Origin of the sequence: Escherichia sp. KTE52 (genome assembly GCF_000408325.1) — a bacterium.
Classification (GTDB): domain Bacteria; phylum Pseudomonadota; class Gammaproteobacteria; order Enterobacterales; family Enterobacteriaceae; genus Escherichia; species Escherichia marmotae.
Map to the genome: position 1 here is coordinate 273,615 of NZ_KE138680.1, position 21,873 is coordinate 295,487.

20 protein-coding genes and 1 other RNA gene are annotated in these 21,873 nt (G+C 51.6%); 9 read left to right on the forward strand and 12 right to left on the reverse strand.

Annotated features, from left to right (window positions below):
• Positions 1-12: 12 nt before the first annotated feature.
• The 3 genes from gcvP to gcvT all read right to left on the reverse strand — a co-directional run bounded on the left by gcvP (position 13) and on the right by gcvT (position 4,512).
• Entirely contained in the window at positions 13-2,886 is a 2,874-nt protein-coding gene (gcvP, locus tag A1SC_RS10285) for an aminomethyl-transferring glycine dehydrogenase (protein ID WP_016262506.1), read from the reverse strand.
• A gap of 118 nt (positions 2,887-3,004) precedes the next feature.
• A complete protein-coding gene (gene gcvH, locus A1SC_RS10280; RefSeq protein WP_000073211.1) occupies positions 3,005-3,394 on the reverse strand; it encodes a glycine cleavage system protein GcvH in 390 nt (129 codons plus the stop codon).
• Between the two features lie 23 nt (positions 3,395-3,417).
• On the reverse strand, positions 3,418-4,512 hold the full coding sequence (gene gcvT / locus A1SC_RS10275) for a glycine cleavage system aminomethyltransferase GcvT (protein WP_001517033.1): 1,095 nt from the start codon (positions 4,510-4,512) through the stop codon (positions 3,418-3,420).
• 290 nt (positions 4,513-4,802) lie between these two features.
• Between gcvT and A1SC_RS25175 the strand changes: the two genes are divergently transcribed.
• Positions 4,803-4,886, forward strand: coding sequence for a hypothetical protein (locus A1SC_RS25175; protein ID WP_122983120.1), 84 nt, complete (start codon positions 4,803-4,805; stop codon positions 4,884-4,886).
• Positions 4,887-4,959: 73 nt separating this feature from the next.
• On the opposite strand, the gene ubiI is transcribed toward A1SC_RS25175, so the two are convergent.
• From ubiI to ygfB, 4 genes are read right to left on the reverse strand one after another with little or no spacing between them, the layout of a single operon-like run.
• Positions 4,960-6,162 (reverse strand): FAD-dependent 2-octaprenylphenol hydroxylase, encoded by a 1,203-nt coding sequence (gene ubiI / locus A1SC_RS10270; RefSeq protein WP_016262507.1) that lies wholly within the window; start codon positions 6,160-6,162, stop codon positions 4,960-4,962.
• Between the two features lie 22 nt (positions 6,163-6,184).
• On the reverse strand, positions 6,185-7,363 hold the full coding sequence (ubiH, locus tag A1SC_RS10265) for a 2-octaprenyl-6-methoxyphenyl hydroxylase (RefSeq protein WP_016262508.1): 1,179 nt from the start codon (positions 7,361-7,363) through the stop codon (positions 6,185-6,187).
• Positions 7,360-8,685 (reverse strand): Xaa-Pro aminopeptidase, encoded by a 1,326-nt coding sequence (gene pepP, locus A1SC_RS10260; protein ID WP_016262509.1) that lies wholly within the window; start codon positions 8,683-8,685, stop codon positions 7,360-7,362. Before pepP ends, ubiH begins: the two co-directional genes overlap by 4 nt.
• A gap of 25 nt (positions 8,686-8,710) precedes the next feature.
• Complete coding sequence (ygfB, locus tag A1SC_RS10255) at positions 8,711-9,289, reverse strand: UPF0149 family protein YgfB (RefSeq protein WP_001517036.1); 579 nt, start codon at positions 9,287-9,289, stop codon at positions 8,711-8,713.
• Between the two features lie 167 nt (positions 9,290-9,456).
• Between ygfB and zapA the strand changes: the two genes are divergently transcribed.
• From zapA to A1SC_RS10245, 3 genes are all read left to right on the forward strand, one after another.
• Positions 9,457-9,786, forward strand: coding sequence for a cell division protein ZapA (gene zapA, locus A1SC_RS10250; protein WP_001276008.1), 330 nt, complete (start codon positions 9,457-9,459; stop codon positions 9,784-9,786).
• A 41-nt stretch (positions 9,787-9,827) separates the two neighbouring features.
• Positions 9,828-10,011: non-coding RNA, 6S RNA (gene ssrS / locus A1SC_RS22910), on the forward strand.
• A gap of 20 nt (positions 10,012-10,031) precedes the next feature.
• Positions 10,032-10,634 (forward strand): 5-formyltetrahydrofolate cyclo-ligase, encoded by a 603-nt coding sequence (locus A1SC_RS10245; RefSeq protein WP_024214628.1) that lies wholly within the window; start codon positions 10,032-10,034, stop codon positions 10,632-10,634.
• A gap of 81 nt (positions 10,635-10,715) precedes the next feature.
• Here the strand turns inward: A1SC_RS10245 and A1SC_RS26255 are convergent, their stop codons facing one another.
• From A1SC_RS26255 to rpiA, 3 genes are all read right to left on the reverse strand, one after another.
• The gene (locus tag A1SC_RS26255; protein ID WP_370567170.1) at positions 10,716-10,760 is read right to left on the reverse strand and encodes a hypothetical protein; all 45 of its coding nucleotides are present in this window, start codon (positions 10,758-10,760) and stop codon (positions 10,716-10,718) included.
• Positions 10,761-11,015: 255 nt separating this feature from the next.
• Positions 11,016-12,248, reverse strand: a complete 1,233-nt coding sequence (gene serA / locus A1SC_RS10240; RefSeq protein ID WP_001151616.1) for a phosphoglycerate dehydrogenase — start codon at positions 12,246-12,248, stop codon at positions 11,016-11,018.
• Positions 12,249-12,506: 258 nt separating this feature from the next.
• Complete coding sequence (gene rpiA, locus A1SC_RS10235; RefSeq protein ID WP_016249170.1) at positions 12,507-13,166, reverse strand: ribose-5-phosphate isomerase RpiA; 660 nt, start codon at positions 13,164-13,166, stop codon at positions 12,507-12,509.
• A gap of 375 nt (positions 13,167-13,541) precedes the next feature.
• Here rpiA and argP point away from each other — a divergent pair, with 375 nt between their 5' ends.
• From argP to scpC, 5 genes are all read left to right on the forward strand, one after another.
• A complete protein-coding gene (gene argP / locus A1SC_RS10230; protein WP_000828349.1) occupies positions 13,542-14,435 on the forward strand; it encodes a DNA-binding transcriptional regulator ArgP in 894 nt (297 codons plus the stop codon).
• A 202-nt stretch (positions 14,436-14,637) separates the two neighbouring features.
• Positions 14,638-16,782, forward strand: a complete 2,145-nt coding sequence (scpA, locus tag A1SC_RS10225; RefSeq protein WP_016249171.1) for a methylmalonyl-CoA mutase — start codon at positions 14,638-14,640, stop codon at positions 16,780-16,782.
• Positions 16,775-17,770, forward strand: coding sequence for a methylmalonyl Co-A mutase-associated GTPase MeaB (gene meaB / locus A1SC_RS10220; RefSeq protein WP_016262511.1), 996 nt, complete (start codon positions 16,775-16,777; stop codon positions 17,768-17,770). Before scpA ends, meaB begins: the two co-directional genes overlap by 8 nt.
• Positions 17,771-17,780: 10 nt before the next feature.
• A complete protein-coding gene (scpB, locus tag A1SC_RS10215) occupies positions 17,781-18,566 on the forward strand; it encodes a methylmalonyl-CoA decarboxylase (RefSeq protein ID WP_016262512.1) in 786 nt (261 codons plus the stop codon).
• A 25-nt stretch (positions 18,567-18,591) separates the two neighbouring features.
• Positions 18,592-20,070, forward strand: coding sequence for a propionyl-CoA:succinate CoA transferase (gene scpC / locus A1SC_RS10210; RefSeq protein ID WP_016262513.1), 1,479 nt, complete (start codon positions 18,592-18,594; stop codon positions 20,068-20,070).
• Here the strand turns inward: scpC and srsR are convergent.
• On the reverse strand, positions 20,067-20,963 hold the full coding sequence (srsR, locus tag A1SC_RS10205; protein WP_000350787.1) for a LysR family transcriptional regulator SrsR: 897 nt from the start codon (positions 20,961-20,963) through the stop codon (positions 20,067-20,069). The genes scpC and srsR overlap by 4 nt on opposite strands.
• Positions 20,964-21,131: 168 nt before the next feature.
• Positions 21,132-21,872, reverse strand: a complete 741-nt coding sequence (locus A1SC_RS10200) for an oxidative stress defense protein (RefSeq protein WP_000669823.1) — start codon at positions 21,870-21,872, stop codon at positions 21,132-21,134.
• Position 21,873 lies beyond the last annotated feature (1 nt).

The following is a 21,873-nucleotide window of genomic DNA, read 5'->3' on the forward strand; positions in this document are numbered from 1 at the left end:
CAAATCAGTTAATTACTGGTATTCGCTAATCGGTACGCAGGAACAGAACAGGTTACGGTCACCGTAAACATCGTCCAGACGTTTCACCGTCGGCCAGTATTTGTCTGCCACGCCTGCCGGGAACACCGCAATTTCACGGCTGTACGGATGCCCCCACTCAGCAACCAGTTCGTTCTGAATGTGCGGCGCGTTTACCAACGGGTTATCTTCCAGCGGCCAGACTCCGGCTTTCACCTGGTCAATTTCCGCACGGATAGCCAGCATCGCGTCAATAAAGCGATCCAGTTCCACTTTGCTTTCGGATTCAGTCGGTTCCACCATCAGCGTCCCCGCAACCGGGAATGACATTGTCGGCGCGTGGAAACCGTAGTCGATCAGACGTTTGGCTATATCCAGCTCGCTGATGCCGGTTTCTTCTTTCAGCGGACGAATATCGAGAATACATTCGTGCGCCACGCGACCATCGCGACCGGTATACAGCACCGGGAAGGCATCCTGCAGGCGGCTGGCAATATAGTTGGCGTTAAGAATTGCTACCTGGCTTGCTTTTTTAAGCCCTTCTGCGCCCATCATGCGAATGTACATCCAACTGATTGGCAGAATGGATGCACTACCGAACGGTGCCGCAGAAACCGCGCCCTGACGGGTTAACATGCCTTCGATTTGTACCACGCTATGACCCGGCACAAACGGTGCCAGATGCGATTTCACGCCGATCGGCCCCATACCCGGGCCGCCACCGCCGTGCGGAATACAGAAAGTTTTATGCAGGTTGAGGTGCGAAACGTCCGCACCAATAAAGCCCGGTGAAGTGATGCCGACCTGGGCGTTCATGTTTGCGCCATCAAGGTAAACCTGACCGCCAAACTGATGCACGATTTCACACACTTCACGGATTGTTTCTTCGTACACACCGTGGGTGGATGGATAAGTCACCATGATGCAGGAGAGATTATCGCCAGCCTGTTCCGCTTTCGCGCGCAGGTCAGTCAAATCGATATTGCCGTTTTTATCACATGCCACGACCACCACCTGCATTCCCGCCATATGCGCAGAAGCTGGGTTAGTCCCGTGGGCAGATGCCGGGATCAGGCAGATATCACGATGCCCTTCGTTGCGGCTTTCATGGTAATGACGAATCGCCAGCAGGCCCGCGTATTCACCCTGAGCACCGGAGTTCGGCTGCATACAGACGGTGTCATAACCAGTCAGTTTGACCAGCCAGTCAGCCAGTTGCGCAATCATCTGCTGATAACCTTCGGCCTGCTCCGGTGGGCAGAACGGGTGCAGTTCAGCAAACTCCGGCCAGGTGATCGGGATCATCTCGGCGGCGGCGTTCAGTTTCATGGTGCAGGAACCCAGCGGGATCATCGCCTGATTCAGCGCCAGATCTTTACGCTCCAGCGAATGCATATAGCGCATCATTTCGGTTTCGCTGTGGTAGCGATTAAATACCGGGTGCGTCAGGATTTCATCGTCGCGCAACATTGCAGGCTGGATAGAGCGACTGTCGTGAGCCACGTCTTTGTCCAGCGTGTCGATATCCAGCCCGTGATTATCGCCCAGCAGCACGCTGAAAAGCTGCATCACGTTTTCACGCGTCGTGGTTTCATCAAGGGTGATCCCCACGGCGTTCAGAATGTCGCTACGCAGGTTGATTTCAGCCGCTTCGGCACGCGCCAGCACGCCTGCTTTGTCGGCTACGTCTACACACAACGTGTCGAAATAGTACGCATGGCGCAGCTTCAGACCTTTTTGTTGCAAGCCAGCAGCCAGAATATCGGTCAGACGATGAATGCGGTTAGCGATGCGTTTCAGGCCAACCGGACCGTGATAAACGGCATACAGGCTGGCGATGTTTGCCAGCAGTACCTGGGAAGTACAAATGTTGGAGTTCGCTTTCTCGCGGCGAATATGTTGTTCGCGAGTCTGCATCGCCATTCGCAGCGCGGTATTGCCTGCGGCATCTTTCGATACACCAATAATACGGCCCGGCATAGAACGTTTATATTCATCTTTCGCCGCAAAGAAGGCCGCGTGCGGGCCACCGTAGCCCATCGGCACACCGAAGCGTTGCGCCGAACCAAAGACAATATCCGCGCCCTGTTTGCCCGGTGCAGTAAGCAGCACCAGTGCCATAATGTCAGCGGCAACACTGACCACAATTTTGCGTGATTTCAGTTCGCTGATAAGCGTTGTGTAATCGTGGATTTCACCGGTAGTGCCAACCTGCTGTAACAGCACGCCGAACACTTCCTGATGATCGAGCACTTTTTGCGCGTCATCGACAATCACTTCAAAACCAAAGGTTTCTGCACGGGTGCGAACCACATCCAGCGTTTGCGGATGAACGTCAGAAGCAACGAAGAAGCGATTGGCATTTTTCAGTTTGCTGACGCGTTTAGCCATCGCCATTGCTTCAGCGGCAGCAGTAGCTTCGTCCAGCAGAGACGCCGAAGCCATATCCAGCCCGGTCAGATCCAACGTTACCTGCTGGAAGTTGAGCAGGGCTTCGAGGCGGCCCTGGGAGACTTCAGGCTGATACGGGGTATACGCGGTATACCAGCCCGGATTTTCCAGCATGTTGCGCAGAATAACCGGCGGCAACTGCACGGCGGTGTAACCCATGCCGATGTAAGACGTGAAGCGTTTATTGCGACTGGCAATAGCCTTGAGTTCCGCCAGCGCGGCGTATTCGGTCGCCGGTGCGCCAACCTGCGGCGGGGTCGCAAGCTGAATATCTTTCGGCACAATCTGGCCGATCAGCGCGTTTAACGATTGTGCGCCAACGGCATTCAGCATTTCTTGCTGTTGCGCGGCGTCCGGTCCGATATGGCGTTCAATAAAAGCGCCGCTGTTTTCAAGCTGGCTTAACGTCTGTGTCATGAGCGATGGTTCCTGAAACGTGCAGTGAATTGTGAACCTCCCTTCTTGCGAAGAGAGTAAGGGTGAGGCGTAAATTTTCCTCACCCAGCCCCTCTCCCAAAGAAGAGGGATAAAGCTGTTACTCGTCTTCTAACAATGCTTCGTATGCGGTGGCGTCCAGCAGTGATTCCAGTTCGCTTTCATCGCTGGCTTTGATTTTAAAGATCCAGCCGCCAGTGTATGGCTCGCTGTTTACCAGCTCCGGGGAGTCGCTCAGTGCGTCGTTCACCGCTACGATTTCACCACTTACTGGCGCATAAATGTCTGACGCCGCTTTTACTGATTCGGCAACCGCGCAGTCATCGCCCGCGCTTACCGTTGCGCCCACTTCCGGCAGGTCAACAAACACCATATCGCCTAACAGTTCCTGAGCATGCTCGGTGATGCCAACGGTGTAAGTGCCGTCAGCTTCTTTACGCAGCCATTCGTGTTCTTTGCTGTATTTCAGTTCTGCTGGTACGTTGCTCATCAATCAATCTCCAAAAAAGTAAATCACGCGACGGCTTTGCCGTTACGCACAAAAACAGGTTTAGTCACTTTTACCGGCATTTCACGGTTGCGAATTTGCACAATCGCCGTTTCGCCAATGCCTTCCGGCACACGCGCCAGCGCAATGCTGTAACCCAGCGTTGGGGAGAAAGTCCCGCTGGTAATAATGCCTTCATGCTGATTACCCTGCGCGTCGGTAAAACGCACCGGCAGTTCATTACGCAGCACACCTTTTTCGGTCATCACCAGACCAACCAGTTTCTCTGTGCCATGTTCACGCTGCACTTCCAGTGCTTCACGACCGATGAAGTCACGGTCAGTCGGTTCCCAGGCGATGGTCCAGCCCATGTTGGCTGCCAGCGGCGAGATGGTTTCGTCCATCTCCTGACCATAAAGATTCATGCCCGCTTCCAGACGCAGCGTATCACGCGCACCCAGACCGCATGGCTTAACGCCCGCTTCCACCAGCGCACGCCAGAAATCTGCTGCTTTTTCATTTGGCAGCGCAATTTCATAGCCCGCTTCGCCGGTATAACCGGTGGTGGCAATAAACAGATCGCCCGCCTGCACGCCAAAGAACGGCTTCATGCCTTCCACCGCCTGACGCTGGGCGTCATTAAACAGTGTGGCAGCTTTTACCTGAGCATTCGGCCCTTGTACGGCAATCATGGAAAGGTCATCACGAACGGTAATTTCAATGCCGAAGGGTTCAGCGTGTTGGGTTATCCAGGAGAGGTCTTTTTCGCGGGTGGCGGAGTTAACAACGAGGCGGAAGAAATCTTCAGTGAAGTAGTAAACGATCAGGTCATCTATCACTCCGCCAGAGGCATTCAACATCCCGGAGTAGAGCGCTTTGCCACTTTTGGTGAGCTTCGCCACATCGTTCGCCAGCAGATAACGCAGAAACTCCCGGGTGCGGCTGCCGCGGAGATCGACGATGGTCATATGCGACACATCAAACATTCCGGCATCGGTTCGTACCGCATGATGTTCGTCGATTTGCGAACCGTAATGCAGCGGCATCATCCAGCCATGGAAATCCACCATGCGTGCGCCGCAAAGCGTGTGTTGTTCGTACAAAGGAGTCTGTTGTGCCATCTTGTCCTCATTGAATAAGCGGGGCTGACAACTTTTTCACAGTGAAATTATCACCACGAAACCCAGCATCGGAGCCACTCCCGGTCCCCAACGCAATCGTTCTCTTTTCTCTGAACTTACCACCGAAATAGACGGTTAACCATAAGGTAAAATTGATCATCACATTAGCTTATGGTTAAAAAACGCAAAAATCTCAACAGAATAAAAAACCAAAAATTGATTTTATTTTTATATAAATACAATGCATTAAGAAATTGAATTTGGATAAAGCAATATTAAGAACTGAAAATATGTCAAAAATCACTAAATCAAAAAATCGTAACATTAGAAAATATAATGCGAAATTGAAGGTGAAATTAGTTTATTTCAAATGAGGAAAATCTCCCGACAGAAAAACCGGGAGATTAAAGTGTGATGGGTATCAAATAAACAACAGAGGAGAAATTTTTAACGCAACCATTCAGGCAAATCATTTAACCCCATTGCCTGACGAATAAGCTGCGGCTTAACGCCAGGCAGCGTGTCGGCCAGTTTCAAACCAATATCGCGCAGCAGTTTTTTCGCCGGATTAGCTCCGGAAAAGAGATCGCGGAATCCTTGCATACTTGCCAGCATCAGCACCGCACTGTGCTTGCGGCTGCGTTCATAGCGACGCAAGTAAATGTACTGCCCGATGTCTTTGCCCTGACGGTGCAGACGTTTCAGTTCGGCAATCAGCTCTGCGGCATCCATAAAGCCGAGATTCACCCCCTGCCCCGCCAGCGGGTGAATGGTATGTGCGGCGTCGCCCACCAACGCCAGACGGTGAGCGGCAAACTGGCGGGCATAACGCCCCGTCAACGGGAACACCTGACGCTCGCTCTCAACCTTGCATAAGCCCAGGCGATTATCAAAAGCGATATTTAATGCGCGATTAAATTCATCTTCGCTCGCCTGCTGCATCCGCTGCGCCTCCTGAGGAGGTAATGACCAGACAATCGAGCAAAGATGCGGATCGCTCAGCGGCAAAAAAGCCAGAATACCTTCACCGTGGAAAACCTGGCGCGCCACCGCTTCATGTGGTTCTTCAGTACGAATGGTCGCTACCAGCGCGTGATGCTGATAATCCCAGAAAGTCAGCGGGATATCGGCTTTGTTGCGCAACCAGGAATTTGCCCCGTCCGCACCAATCACCAGACGCGCCGTTAACATTCTGCCGTCTTTCAGCGTCAGGAAGGTTTCGTTTTCCCCCCAGGCGACCTGCTGTAATTCTGCAGGGGCAAACAGGGTGATATCTGACGACTGTTGCGCTTTGTTCCACAGCGCGTAGTGAATCACTGCGTTTTCAACAATATGCCCAAGATGGCTATAGCCCATGCTTTGATCGTCAAAAGAGATGTGACCAAAACTGTCTTTATCCCACACTTCCATACCGTGATAGCAACTGGCTCTACGGGAGAGAATGTCCTGCCAGATGCCAAGACGGGTGAGTAATTTTTCGCTGGCGGCATTGATAGCCGAAACGCGCAGTTGTGGTGGTGCATCCGCCGCCAGAGGTTCCGGTACACGCTGTTCCAGTACGGCGACGCGTAAGCCGCTCCCCTGTAAGCCGCAGGCAACCGCCAGCCCCACCATGCCGCCGCCAACAATGGCTACATCAACACTTTGCATTGTTTATTCCTTAAAACCGCCTTCAACGCGCCACCCAACCGAGGGTGCGCTGCGTCAGCACATCGCGTGCCGGAGTGAATAATTCCATCGCCATCAGCCCGAGGTTGCGCCCGACAACCAGCGGCACCCAACGGTTGGCAAAAAGATGCACCAGACTGTCCGTAACGCCGATAGTCGCTTCGCGATCGCTCTGCCGACGCTGCTGGTAGCGGCACAATACGCCGTAATCACCAATGTCTTCACCACGTTCTTGCGCCTGAGTCAGGGTTTCTGCAAGGCTCATAACATCACGCATACCGAGGTTAAATCCTTGTCCGGCAATCGGATGCAGGGTTTGCGCTGCATTACCCACCAGCACGGTGCGATGGGTAATGGGTTTAGCGGCGCGGGTTAACGCCAGCGGATAAGCACTGCGTTTACCGGCGTGGGTAATTTGCCCCAGACGCCAGCCAAAAGCGGACTGGAGTTCACGGCAAAACGTCTCGTCGCTCCACGCCATGACCTCATCGCCCCGTTCCAGCGGGTGACACCAGACCAGCGAACAACGTCCGCCAGACATCGGCAACATCGCCAGCGGGCCATATTGCGTAAAGCGCTCAAAAGCACGGCCTTCATGCGCAACAGAGGTAGCAACATTAGCAATCACTGCCAGTTGTTCGTAAGGCTCTTGCTGCCAGTCAACGCCGCAGGTGGTCGCTAATGCTGAATGCGTACCATCAGCCGCAACCAGCACACGCCCCGTCAGCGTCTCGCCACTCTCCAGCGTTACGGCAACGTTATCCTGAGTACGAGAAACGTTAGCAACGCGATCCGGACAGTGCAGCGTCACGCCAGGCGCTTTGCGCAACAATGTAAACAGCCGTTGCCCGACATTGTGCAACTCAACAACCTGCCCCAGTGCCGCCAGTTGATAATCTTCTGCGGCGAGGGTGACGAATCCAGCATGACCGCAATCGCTGACATGAACAGTGGTGATGGCGGTTGCGCAATCAGCCAGAGATTGCCAGACGCCGATGCGCGCCAGTTGCTGGCAGGTGCCCGCCGCCAGCGCAATAGCTCGGCCATCAAAGCCAGGATGAACATGTGATTCCGGTGCAGTCGCTTCAATCAGATGTACCGGCAGCGCCCCGTGACTTAACCGGGAAATAGCCAGCGCCAGCGTCGCGCCAGCCATGCCGCCACCGACGATGATTACGCTCATTGCTTTCTCGCGGCCGCCATCAATGCTTCGATTTCTTCCGGCTTTTTCACCACGCTGGCGGTGAGGTTTTCGTTACCGGTTTCAGTAATCACAATATCGTCTTCAATACGAATGCCGATACCGCGATATTGTTCCGGCACATCTGCATCCGGCGCGATATACAGCCCCGGCTCTACGGTCAAAGCCATACCCGGTTCAAGAATGCGCGAGCGCTCCTGACCATAAACACCCACATCATGAACATCCAGACCTAACCAGTGGCTAAGGCCATGCATAAAGAAAGGACGATGGGCATTTTGGGCGATCAGTTCATCGACGTCACCTTTCAGGATCCCCAGTTTTACCAGGCCGCTAATCATGATACGCACCACTTCACCCGTGACTTCCTGAATGGAGGTTCCCGGACGATACAGGCGCAAACTGGTTTCAAGAGACTCCAGCACAATGTCGTAGATTTCACGCTGTGCCTGAGTGAATTTGCCATTGACCGGGAAGGTGCGGGTAATATCGCCAGCGTAACCTTTATATTCACACCCCGCGTCAATCAACACCAGGTCGCCGTCGCGCAGTTCACACTCGTTTTCGGTGTAATGCAAAATGCAGCCATTTTCACCGCTGCCGACAATGGTGTTGTAGGAAGGATAACGTGCGCCGTGGCGGTTAAATTCGTGGTGAATTTCGCCTTCCAGATGGTACTCAAACATTCCTGGACGGCATTTTTCCATCGCCCGAGTGTGCGCCAGTGCGGTGATTTCACCAGCGCGGCGAAGTACGGCAATCTCTTCTGGCGATTTGAACAGGCGCATTTCATGAACAACAGGGCGCCAGTCGATCATCGTTGCCGGAGCGGTGAGATTTTGCCGCGAGCCTTTACGCAGTTTTTCCAGTGCACTGTTCACTATTTCATCAGCATACGCATATTCGCCCTGGGCATGGTAAACCACATCCAGACCGTTAAGTAGTTGATAAAGTTGCTGATTGATTTCGCTGAACGCCAGTGCGCGGTCAACGCCTAGTTTTTCCGGTGCGGCATCTTGCCCCAGGCGACGGCCAAACCAGATCTCTGCCGTCAGGTCGCGAACGCGGTTAAACAGAACGCTGTGGTTATGAGTGTCATCGCTTTTAATCAGCACCAGCACTGCTTCTGGCTCATTAAAGCCAGTGAAGTACCAGAAGTCGCTGTTTTGACGATAGGGATATTCGCTGTCGGCGCTACGGGTCACTTCTGGCGCTGCGAAAATCAGCGCGGCGCTGGCAGGTTGCATTTGCGCCAGTAAAGCCTGGCGGCGGCGCTGAAATTCTTGCTGAGATATCTCACTCATAACACTCTCCTTACGTTTTTTGTTTTTAGTGTAGAGTCGGCTTTTGTACTTCTGGCGCGGTCGGTTGCGGATGGGTAAAGGTGTCGTGACATAACAGCGCAGCAACACGAACGTATTCAATGATCTCTTCGAGGGACATTTCCAGCTCTTCCTGATCTTCGTCTTCGTCGTAGCCCAGTTGTGCAATGTTACGCAAATCGTCAATAGCTTCACCGGTTTCACCGGTCACTTTGTCGAGCTTCGGTTGTGTGACGCCAAGACCAAGCAGGAAGTGATTTACCCAGCCTGCCAGTGCATCAGCGCGATCGAAAACGCTGACATCATCGCCATCAGGCAGATAAAGCTGAAAAAGGAAGCCGTCATCTTGCAGGGCATCGCTGGTAGCAGAGTGCATTTTACGCAATGCCTGTGCCAGCTCATGACCGAAAGCCATGCCTTCGTTCGTCAGGTCATGAAGCAGCGGCAGCCATGAGCTGTCATCATTGCCACCGCAAAGCATCCCGCTGATTAAACCATGCATTTCAGCAGGGGTCAGACCTGTCCCTTGTTGGTTCAGATACTGGTTCATCTCGTTGTAACCAGGCATTTCGTTCTGTATAGACATAAGCATTCGACATCAAAGGGAGGAAGATTCATGATATGCTATCACTTTGGACCCTGGTGAACCAGAAAAGGGCTTGTCTCATTGCACCAGGGTAGCTATAGTTTCGCCCCTTCGCAGACCAAAGGTCTGAAGGCGAAGGCAGCGCAGTCAATCAGCAGGAAGGTGGCATGTCTGCACAACCCGTCGATATCCAAATTTTTGGCCGTTCACTGCGTGTGAACTGCCCGCCTGACCAAAGGGATGCGTTGAATCAGGCTGCGGACGATCTGAACCAACGGTTGCAAGATCTGAAAGAACGCACTAGAGTCACAAATACAGAACAGTTGGTTTTCATTGCTGCATTGAACATCAGCTATGAGTTAGCGCAAGAAAAAGCGAAGACTCGTGACTACGCGGCAAGTATGGAACAGCGTATTCGGATGCTGCAACAGACCATAGAACAAGCGTTACTTGAACAAGGTCGCATCACCGAAAAAACGAACCAAAACTTTGAATGACACTTTTCGGTTTACTGTGGTAGAGTAAACGTGAAGACAAAATTTCTCTGAGATGTTCGCAAGCGGGCCAGTCCCCTGAGCCGATATTTCATACCACAAGAATGTGGCGCTCCGTGGTTGGTGAGCATGCTCGGTTCGTCCGAGAAGCCTTAAAACTGCGACGACACATTCACCTTGAACCAAGGGTTCAAGGGTTACAGCCTGCGGCGGCATCTCGGAGATTCCCTTCTTATCTGGCACCAGCCATGACACAACTACCAGAACTTCCACTTACATTATCCCGACAAGAAATCCGTAAAATAATTCGGCATCGCCGTCGTGCCTTAACGCCGGAGCAACAACGCGAAATGGGTCAGCAGGCCGCAACCCGGATGATGAACTACCCCCCTGTTGTAATGGCGCATACGGTTGCCGTTTTTCTCTCATTTGATGGCGAACTCGACACCCAACCGCTCATAGAACAGCTCTGGCGTGCCGGTAAGCGCGTATATCTTCCAGTTTTGCATCCCTTTAGTGTCGGTAACTTACTGTTCCTGAATTACCATCCGCAAAGTGAACTGGTGGTGAACAGATTAAAAATCCACGAGCCGAAACTGGACGTGCGCGATGTACTTCCCCTTTCCCAATTAGATGTCCTCATAACGCCGCTGGTAGCCTTTGATAAGTACGGTCAACGCCTGGGAATGGGTGGCGGTTTTTATGATCGGACATTGCAAAACTGGCAGCACTATAAAATGCAGCCAGTTGGTTATGCACATGATTGTCAGTTAGTAGAAAAACTTCCTGTCGAAGAGTGGGATATTCCGCTACCTGCGGTGGTTACACCGTCGAAAGTCTGGGAGTGGTGAGGTCGACACACCTGCATCGCCCTGATTGATATCGTTTATTTTTTAACCTAATTTAGTGAGTAAGGGTCCTGAGACTGACTGTTAATAAGCTGGCAAATTTATCAGTAACAGTACAATCAGTATGATGACAAGTCACATCATACCCCTTCTCCTTTAAGCCCTCGCTTCGGTGAGGTCTTTACCGTTACAGCGCCATGCTGCACCGCCATCGTAAATCTTCTTCGAGTAAACACAACGTATTGATCTGGCTTTGATTTCTTTCTTCGAGCAGGCTCACAAAGGCGATTGCACAACCCTGCAAATGTGGTGAGAAGCATGGGGAAAAGGGACAAAAAAACGGGCAAGTCAGCGACCTGCCCGTTGTTTGTCAGAGAAGGGGAATCAGTACAGCAAACGGGCGCGAATGGTGCCAGGAATAGCTTTCATGGCCTGCAATGCTTTTTCGGCAACGTCTTCATCGGCTTCAATATCAATAACTACGTAGCCCATCTGAGCAGACGTTTGCAGGTACTGCGCGGCGATGTTAACGCCCTGCTCGGCAAATATTTTGTTCAGCGCAGTCAGCACGCCCGGACGGTTTTCATGGATGTGCATCAGACGACGACCACCGTGCAACGGCAGCGATACTTCCGGGAAGTTCACCGCAGAAAGCGTGGAGCCATTGTCAGAGTACTTGATCAATTTTCCTGCAACTTCCAGGCCGATATTCTCCTGCGCTTCCTGAGTCGAACCGCCAATGTGTGGCGTCAGCAGGACGTTGTCGAATTCGCACAGCGGAGAGGTAAACGGATCACTGTTGGTCGCCGGTTCCGTCGGGAATACGTCAATTGCCGCACCAGCAAGGTGTTTGCTCGCCAGCGCGTCACACAGTGCCGGAATATCGACTACAGTACCGCGCGAGGCGTTAATCAGTAGCGAACCGGGCTTCATCAGCGCAATCTCTTTCGCGCCCATCATATTTTTGGTGGACGGATTTTCTGGCACATGCAGACTTACCACGTCGCTCATATTCAGCAGGTCGGAAAGATGTTGCACTTGAGTCGCGTTGCCCAGTGGCAGTTTGTTTTCAATATCATAGAAGTAAACATACATCCCCAGCGACTCCGCGAGAATGCCAAGCTGCGTACCAATATGACCATAGCCAATGATACCCAGCTTTTTGCCGCGAGCTTCAAAAGAACCCGCCGCCAGTTTGTTCCACACGCCACGGTGCGCTTTAGCGTTGGCCTCCGGCACTCCGCGCAATAGCAGCAAAAGTTCGCCAATCACCAGCTCAGCAACGGAACGCGTATTCGAAAACGGTGCGTTAAATACCGGGATCCCACGTTTTGCCGCAGCATTTAAATCAACCTGGTTTGTGCCTATGCAGAAACAACCAATAGCGACCAGCTTTTCTGCGGCATTGATCACGTCTTCTGTCAGATGGGTACGGGATCGCAGGCCGATGAAGTGGGCATCGCGGATGGATTCTTTTAATTGTTCATCATCCAGCGCGCCTTTGTGAAATTCGATGTTGGTGTAACCCGCCGCGCGAAGGCTTTCCAGCGCCTTTTGGTGCACGCCTTCTACCAGCAGAAACTTAATCTTGTCTTTCTCCAGCGATACCTTTGCCATTTACCCAATCCTGTCTTTGAAATGTTGTGTGTGGATTTACATCCGCCTTTCAACATATCAAAAAATAATATTGCGGCAATATGAACGTTTGCGTCGCGATGTTGAGGAAATATCACGCAAGGTTGATTAACAGAAGAAAATGCTGGAGATAAGACTTTGTTTAGAGCGTTAGGTAACAGAGGGTTAAAAACGTGACAGATGTCACCAAATTTAACAATGAAAAAAATTTTTAACGGGGGAGAGAACTCCCCCGTCAGATCATTTCACAATGGTTTTGACGCCGTCAGGTGTGCCAATCAGCGCGACATCCGCACCACGGTTGGCAAACAGACCAACAGTAACCACGCCAGGGATAGCGTTAATTGCGTTTTCCATCGCCACCGGGTCAAGAATTTCCATGCCGTGAACGTCGAGGATCACGTTGCCGTTATCAGTCACCACGCCCTGACGGTATTCCGGACGGCCGCCTAATTTCACCAACTGACGAGCTACTGCACTACGCGCCATCGGGATAACTTCTACCGGCAGTGGGAATTTACCCAGAATATCGACCTGCTTGGAAGCATCTGCAATACAGATAAACTTCTTCGCGACTGAAGCGATGATTTTTTCACGGGTCAGCGCCGCGCCACCACCTTTGATCATCTGCATATGGCCGTTGATTTCATCTGCTCCGTCGACGTAAATTCCAAGGCTGTCCACTTCATTGAGGTCAAAAACGTGAATGCCAAGGCTTTTCAGTTTTTCAGTGGATGCATCGGAGCTGGAAACTGCCCCTTCAATCTGACCTTTCATCGTGCCGAGTGCATCAATAAAGTGTGCGGCGGTGGAACCTGTACCTACACCAACAATGGTCCCGGGCTGAACATACTGAAGTGCCGCCCATCCTACTGCTTTTTTCAATTCATCCTGCGTCATGATCGTTTCGCCTGTGGTATGAAATTTCACACGCATTATATACAAAAAACGCGGTTCAGACCCCGTCAGCAAGTCGTGCGACTAACTCATCCATGAATAACAGGCAATAGGGGGAATTCTCTTTCGTCCCTGCAAGCCTGGATATCAGCAGGCATCGGGTGACCCCTTTTATCAACCAGCGTGCATATCTGAAGCTGCACCGATAAAAGTGAAGCTCTACAGAACTTTTCCCGGGTCTCCACAAAGACAAAAAGACACGGTAACGCCACCCAAAATTTCCATTATAGCTACTTTTTCATACGCTAAATGCTCTGTACCCAAAGCAAAATTATGTCATAGTTCGGCATAAGAAAATTTGAGGAGTAGGTTAAAGCAATGAAACGCCCGGACTACAGGACATTACAGGCACTGGATGCGGTGATACGTGAACGAGGATTTGAGCGTGCGGCACAGAAATTGTGCATTACGCAATCAGCCGTCTCACAGCGCATTAAGCAGCTAGAAAATATGTTCGGGCAGCCGTTACTGGTGCGCACTGTCCCGCCGCGGCCTACTGAGCAAGGGCAAAAACTGCTGGCACTGCTTCGCCAGGTTGAGTTGCTGGAAGAGGAGTGGCTGGGCGATGAACAAACCGGTTCAACCCCGCTACTGCTTTCGCTTGCAGTCAACGCCGACAGTCTGGCAACCTGGCTGCTTCCGGCGCTCGCTCCTGTGCTGGCTGACTCGCCTATCCGTCTGAATTTACAGGTGGAAGATGAAACCCGTACCCAGGAGCGCCTGCGTCGTGGCGAAGTGGTCGGCGCGGTGAGTATTCAACATCAGGCGCTACCAAGCTGTCTTGTCGATAAACTTGGCGCGCTTGACTATCTGTTCGTCAGCTCCAAACCGTTTGCTGAGAAATACTTCCCCAACGGAGTAAGCCGCTCCGCGCTGCTCAAGGCACCGGTGGTGGCGTTTGACCATCTTGACGATATGCACCAGGCATTTTTGCAGCAAAACTTCGATCTGCCGCCAGGTAGCGTTCCGTGCCATATCGTTAACTCGTCAGAAGCCTTCGTTCAACTCGCTCGCCAGGGAACAACCTGCTGTATGATCCCACACCTACAAATTGAGAAAGAACTGGCTAGCGGCGAGTTGATAGACCTGACACCGGGGCTGTTTCAACGGCGAATGCTCTACTGGCATCGCTTTGCCCCAGAAAGCCGCATGATGCGTAAAGTCACTGATGCTTTGCTCGACTATGGTCACAAAGTACTTCGTCAGGATTAATCAATCAATTAATGCCTGATAGCACATATCAGGCATTTTCCTTCTTTCTTTTTACCTTCTTTGAACAACGTCACAAAAGAGACAAATCTCACACGGCAAAAAACGACGCCTCAATGCATTTTTTTTGCTGGCGACAAACCCGTTTAAAAAGCTCACCGTAAGCGCAAATCCCCTATTTTTATTGCGCTTTATGGAGCAAATAATGTCAAACGTGCAGGAGTGGCAACAGCTTGCCAACAAGGAGTTGAGCCGTCGGGAAAAAACCGTCGACTCACTGGTACGGCAAACGGCGGAAGGGATCGCCATCAAGCCGCTGTATACCGAAGTCGATCTCAACAATTTGGAAGTGACAGGCACCCTTCCTGGCTTGCCGCCCTACGTTCGTGGCCCCCGCGCCACCATGTACACAGCCCAGCCATGGACCATCCGCCAATATGCCGGTTTCTCAACGGCCAAAGAGTCTAACGCCTTTTATCGCCGTAACCTCGCGGCCGGGCAAAAAGGTCTTTCCGTTGCCTTTGACCTCGCCACCCACCGCGGTTACGACTCCGACAATCCGCGTGTTGCTGGCGATGTCGGAAAAGCGGGCGTTGCTATAGACACCGTAGAAGATATGAAGGTGCTGTTCGACCAAATTCCACTGGATAAAATGTCGGTGTCAATGACCATGAACGGCGCAGTCCTGCCAGTACTGGCGTTTTATATCGTGGCCGCTGAAGAGCAAGGAGTTCCCCCCGATAAACTTACTGGCACCATCCAGAACGACATCCTGAAAGAGTACCTCTGCCGCAATACCTATATTTACCCGCCGAAACCGTCTATGCGCATTATCGCTGATATCATCGCCTGGTGTTCCGGCAATATGCCGCGCTTTAATACCATCAGTATTAGCGGCTACCACATGGGCGAAGCGGGTGCAAATTGCGTGCAGCAGGTGGCATTCACCCTGGCTGATGGGATTGAATACATCAAAGCTGCACTCTCTGCTGGTCTGAAAATTGACGACTTTGCCCCACGTCTGTCGTTCTTCTTCGGTATTGGCATGGATCTGTTTATGAACATCGCCATGCTGCGTGCCGCACGTTATCTCTGGAGCGAAGCGGTAAGCGGATTTGGAGCCAAAGATCCGAAATCACTGGCGCTGCGTACCCACTGTCAAACCTCCGGCTGGAGTCTCACCGAGCAAGATCCCTATAACAACGTTATCCGCACCACCATTGAGGCACTGGCCGCGACTCTGGGCGGTACTCAGTCGCTGCATACCAACGCTTTTGATGAAGCTCTTGGTCTGCCGACCGATTTCTCGGCACGTATTGCCCGCAACACTCAGATCATTATTCAGGAAGAGTCAGAACTCTGCCGCACCGTCGATCCGCTAGCCGGTTCTTATTACGTTGAGTCACTAACTGATCAGATCGTGAAACAGGCCAGAGCCATCATTGATCAGATCGACGAAGCCGGTGGCATGGCGAAAGCGATCGAAGCGGGCTTGCCAAAACGAATGATCGAAGAAGCATCTGCGCGTGAACAATCGCTGATCGACCAGGGCAAACGGGTGATAGTTGGCGTGAACAAGTACAAACGGGATCACGAAGACAAAACCGATGTACTGGAGATCGACAATGTGATGGTTCGTAACGAGCAAATTGCTTCGCTGGAACGCATTCGTGCCACCCGTGATGATGCAGCCGTAACCGCCGCGCTGAACGCCCTGACTAACGCTGCGCTGCAAAACGAAAACCTGCTGGCTGCCGCTGTTAATGCAGCACGCGTTCGCGCGACATTGGGTGAGATTTCCGATGCACTGGAGGCCGCTTTTGACCGTTATCTGGTGCCGAGTCAGTGTGTTACCGGCGTGATTGCGCAAAGTTATCACCAGTCGGAAAAATCAGCCTGCGAATTTGATGCCATTGTTGCGCAAACGGAGCTGTTCCTCGCCAACAATGGTCGTCGCCCACGTATTCTGATCGCAAAAATGGGTCAGGATGGGCACGATCGCGGAGCGAAAGTCATTGCCAGCGCCTATTCCGATCTGGGTTTTGACGTTGATCTCAGCCCGATGTTCTCGACGCCAGAAGAGATCTCCAGACTGGCGGTAGAAAACGACGTTCATGTGGTGGGCGCATCCTCTCTCGCGGCTGGACACAAAACGCTGATCCCGGAACTGGTCGAAGCCCTTAAAAAATGGGGGCGCGAAGATATCTGTGTAGTCGCTGGCGGCGTTATTCCACCGCAAGATTATGCCTTCCTGCAAGAGCGTGGCGTGGCGGCGATTTATGGCCCGGGTACTCCCATGCTCGACAGTGTACGTGATGTGCTGAACCGAATTAGCCAGCATCATGATTAACGAAACCACACTAGCAGACAACATTCGCCGCTTACGTGAGGGTGAACGAGCCACACTTGCCCAAGCCATGACGCTGGTAGAAAGCCGCCATCCGCGTCATCAGGCGCTAAGTAACCTGTTGCTCGATACCATCATGCCATTCTGTGGAAATGCGCTGCGGCTGGGCGTTACCGGTACACCCGGCGCGGGGAAAAGTACCTTTCTTGAAGTCTTCGGCATGCAGCTAATTCGCCAGGGGTTGAAGGTCGCGGTGATTGCCGTTGATCCCAGCAGCCCGGTAACCGGTGGCAGCATCCTTGGTGACAAGACACGTATGACCGAACTGGCTCGTGCCGATGCGGCGTTTATTCGCCCGGTTCCGTCATCTGGTCATCTGGGCGGTGCCAGCCAACGAGCACGGGAGTTAATGCTGTTATGCGAAGCGGCGGGTTATGACGTGGTGATCGTTGAAACCGTCGGCGTCGGACAGTCGGAAACGGAAGTAGCCCGCATGGTCGACTGTTTTATCTCACTACAAATTGCCGGTGGTGGTGATGATCTCCAGGGCATTAAAAAGGGGCTAATGGAGGTGGCAGATCTGGTTGTCATCAACAAAGACGATGGCGATAACCACACGAATGTCGCCATTGCCCGCCATATGTACGAAAGCGCCCTACATATTCTGCGTCGCAAATATGAAGAATGGCAACCACGAGTCCTCACCTGTAGCGCACTGGAAAAATGCGGTATCGATGAGATTTGGCACGCGATTATCGATTTCAAAACCGCGCTTACCGCCAGCGGTCGTTTGCCCCTGATGCGGCAGCAACAATCGGTGGAATGGCTGCGTAAGCAAACCGAGGAAGAAGTGCTGCACCACCTGTTCGCTAATGAAGATTTCGATCGCTATTACCGCCAGACGCTATTAGCAGTCAAAAACAACACGCTTTCGCCGCGCACCGGCCTGCGGCAACTCAGTGAATTTATCCAGACTCAATATTTTGATTAAAGGAATTTTTATGTCTTATCAGTATGTTAATGTTGTCACCATCAACAAAGTTGCGGTAATTGAGTTTAACTATGGCCGCAAACTCAATGCATTAAGTAAAGTCTTTATTGATGACCTGCTCCAGGCATTAAGCGATCTCAACCGTCCGGAAATCCGTTGTATCATTCTGCGTGCCCCGAGTGGTTCCAAAGTGTTCTCCGCAGGTCACGATATTCATGAACTGCCATCAGGCGGCCGCGATCCACTCTCCTACGATGATCCGCTACGCCAAATCACCCGCATGATCCAAAAATGCCCCAAACCGGTAATTTCGATGGTTGAAGGGAGCGTCTGGGGAGGCGCATTTGAAATGATCATGAGTTCCGATCTGATCATCGCCGCCAGCACCTCCACCTTCTCAATGACGCCAGTTAACCTCGGCGTCCCATATAACCTGGTCGGCATTCACAACCTGACCCGTGACGCGGGTTTCCACATTGTCAAAGAGCTGATTTTTACCGCTTCGCCAATCACAGCCCAACGCGCGCTGGCTGTTGGCATTCTCAACCACGTTGTTGACCTCAACGAGCTGGAAGATTTCACCTTACAAATGGCTCACCACATTTCCGAAAAAGCACCGCTGGCGATTGCGGTAATCAAGGAAGAACTGCGCGTGTTGGGCGAAGCACACACCATGAATTCAGATGAGTTTGAACGTATTCAGGGGATGCGCCGGGAGGTTTATGACAGCGAGGATTATCAGGAAGGTATGAACGCCTTCCTGGAAAAACGTAAACCTAATTTCGTCGGTCATTAATGATCTGCGAACAAAGGAGTAAAGGATGAGTATGACCTGGGCAAGGATGACCGCCGATGAAGCGGCGGAAATTATCCGGCACAACGATATGGTGGCATTCAGCGGCTTTACCCCTGCGGGTTCACCTAAAGCCCTGCCTGCTGCTATTGCCCGTCGTGCCAATGAACAGCATGAGGCGAAAAAACCGTACCAAATTCGCCTGCTAACCGGAGCGTCAATTAGCGCCGCCGCCGATGATGTACTCTCTGAAGCTGACGCTGTTTCGTGGCGCGCTCCGTATCAAACATCATCTGGATTACGCAAAAAGATCAATCAGGGTGCGGTCAGTTTTGTTGATCTACATTTGAGCGAAGTAGCGCAAATGGTCAACTACGGCTTCTTCGGTGACATTGATGTTGCGGTAATTGAAGCTTCAGAGATCGCACCGGATGGACGTGTCTGGTTGACCAGTGGGATCGGTAACGCGCCGACCTGGTTACTGCAGGCAAAGAAAGTGATCATTGAACTCAATCACTATCACGATCCGCGCGTTGCGGAACTGGCAGATATTGTGATTCCAGGAGCACCACCGCGGCGCAATAGCGTTTCGATCTTCCATGCAATGGATCGCGTCGGTACTCGTTATGTGCACATTGATCCGAAAAAGATTGTTGCGGTCGTGGAAACCAACTTACCTGATGCAGGTAATATCCTGGATAAGCAAAATCCCATGTGCCAGCAAATCGCTGACAATGTAGTCACCTTTCTGTTACGTGAAATGGCACAGGGGCGTATTCCACCGGAGTTTTTGCCATTGCAAAGTGGGGTTGGCGACATCAATAATGCGGTAATGGCACGTCTCGGAGATAACCCGGATATTCCACCGTTTATGATGTATTCGGAAGTGCTACAGGAATCGGTGGTTCATCTTCTGGAAACCGGCAAAATCACCGGTGCCAGCGCCTCCAGTCTGACAATCTCTGCCGATTCACTGCGTAAGATTTACGACAATATGGACTACTTCTCCAGCCGCATTGTGTTACGTCCGCAGGAGATTTCCAATAACCCGGAAATTATCCGCCGCCTTGGTGTTATCGCTCTGAACGTGGGTCTGGAGTTTGATATTTACGGACATGCCAACTCAACGCATGTTGCCGGAGTTAATTTGATGAACGGTATCGGCGGCAGCGGCGATTTTGAACGCAATGCTTACCTGTCGATCTTTATGGCACCGTCGATCGCCAAAGAAGGCAAGATATCAACTATCGTGCCAATGTGTAGCCATGTCGATCACAGCGAACACAGCGTGAAAGTGATCATCACTGAACAAGGGATTGCCGACCTGCGCGGCCTCTCCCCACTTCAGCGCGCACGCGCTATCATCGATAACTGTGCCCATCCCATGTACCGTGACTATCTGCATCACTATCTGGAAAATGCACCTGGTGGGCATATTCACCACGATCTTAGCCACGTTTTCGATCTGCATCGTAACTTGATCGAAACTGGCTCGATGCTGAGTTAATTGCTCGTACCGTCACGATCTTCAGAAATTTGCTGTAGCATCGTGGCGGTATAGCGATGGTTTTTCAGTGAATAGAGGTATTCCTGCATATACATTGGCGTATGCGGCGCATCAAAATATTTCAGCGTTGCCGGGTTCACCAGCCGCCAGGCAAAATGTGGAATGACTGTCAGGAAATGTCCGCGCTCAACGGCGCTTATTTTGGCCATAAAACTGTAGGGACGATAAATGATTGTTGGATTAATCCCACAAGGACGCATGTTCGCATCAATCATCGCTTCATAGTTAGCGCGGTTCTGAAAGCGCATCTGTAACCACGGCAGCTCCTGTAATAACTCCTGCTCCTGGCGTTCTTCAAAACGGCGAGAAACGAGAAACCCCAGTCGCAGCGGCGAAAGTTCGCTGATAGTCAGGCTCTCCAACCCCTTTACACGCCCGGAGACATGCTGCGGAGAGATAATAAAATCAAACTGGTGGTGGAAGAGATTATCAATAACCCCATTCTCACTAAACTCAACCGGCTGGGCTGTCACCCCTTCATATTTATCACCAAGGCTGATTAGCTGATCAAAAATAATCGTCGGATAGGTATTATCTATACCAATTACAATTTCACGAGAACGACGCCCGGAATTATGAATTTCATTATCAATAGCAGAAATTCGTTGGTAAACCGGAAAAAGTTTTTGATAAAGTTCCTGTCCAGCTTTATTAAGACTAATATTGTTATCTTTACGGGTAAACAATGTATAACCAATTTGCTCCTCCAGCGCGGCAATACTTTTGCCGAACGGCGACGCCGTCATATGTATTTTTTCTGCTGCCCGGGCAATATTATTAGTTTGCGCTAATAAAATAAAATTGCGCATCTTTTTTGAAATAAAAATATCCATACCCTCTCCCCAAACATCACTGTCCGCTTAACCGTTTCAGTTATTCAATCTTTGATGAAATCGCGTGCAAAGATAGGTGATTGCATCATGGTTTTACAGAAAATTACAGAAAAAGGAGGCGATATCAGGTGAAGACATTAGCCCGACAAAGGCGTCGGGCTAAAAGTATTATTGTGCGGTAGGTGTTTTTGCAGGTTGCTGATCAACAGGTTCTAACTGGAAGACCACATCAACCTGATCATCAAACTGAATAGCAGCCTGCTCGTAAGTTTCCTGAGTGGAAACCGGCGCGGCATCAGCTTTCATCATTCGAACCATCGGGCTGGGCTGATAGTTGGAAACATGGTAGCGCACGCTATATACCGGACCCAACTTGCGATTAAAGCCGTTCGCCAGCTCCTGTGCCTGATGAATCGCATTATCAATCGCCGCCTTACGCGCTTTATCTTTATAGGCATCAGGTTGCGCCACACCCAAGGAAACAGAACGAATTTCGTTAAGCCCGGCCTTCAGCGCGCCATCCAGCAAAGAATTCAGTTTGTCTAACTGACGAAGCGTTACTTCCACCGTTCTCACCGCCCGGTAGCCTTTCAGAATACTTTTACCATCCTGGTAATCGTAATCAGGCTGGGTGCGTAAATTTGCAGAGCTGATATCTTTTTTCGCGATCTGATTGAGTTCAAGGAAAGAGATATATTGCGCCACACGCTCATCCGCCTGCTTCTTGGCGGTCGCGGCATCCTTCGCTGCCACGTTGACTTCAATCGCAAGGGTGGCAATGTCTGGCACCGCATCCACGCTTGCTGTTCCTGAAGTGACAATATGCGGACCATCCGGTAGTTCATTGGCCTGTACTGCCATTCCGCTGAAACCCATCAATGCCGCCAGGGCGATAACTTTGAACTTCACG